Here is a 303-nt window from a genome sequence, read left to right on the forward strand (position 1 = left end):
CTGGCGGCATGGCTGCGACGTGAGGCGAGCCGGCCGCGCAAGCAGCGGCGGACGGTGAAGCAGCTGTACGGCGACCTTACCAGCCTTGGCTATGACGGGTCCTACAACCGTGTATCGGCCTTTGCCCGGGCCTTGCGGATTCCGACGCAAGCCGGCCGGGGATTCCGATTTGATGTCGGCCACCATTCCGAGATGAAGCCGGCCAGGATTCCGATTTAAATCCGGCCACCTGGCGGGGCTATTTCCGGCGTTTTCGGGTGGGTCAGCAACTCGGGCATTTGCGCCTCGTGAACACTCACGGGG

Annotated in this window: 1 pseudogene; it reads left to right on the forward strand. The window is 64.0% G+C overall.

Annotated elements, in window-relative coordinates:
* A pseudogene (locus CKO33_RS13375) lies at positions 1-219 on the forward strand (hypothetical protein); the annotation flags it as partial.
* Between the last annotated feature and the right edge of the window lie 84 nt (positions 220-303).

It is taken from the genome of Ectothiorhodospira mobilis (assembly GCF_016584115.1).
In the GTDB taxonomy this organism is placed as follows: domain Bacteria; phylum Pseudomonadota; class Gammaproteobacteria; order Ectothiorhodospirales; family Ectothiorhodospiraceae; genus Ectothiorhodospira; species Ectothiorhodospira mobilis.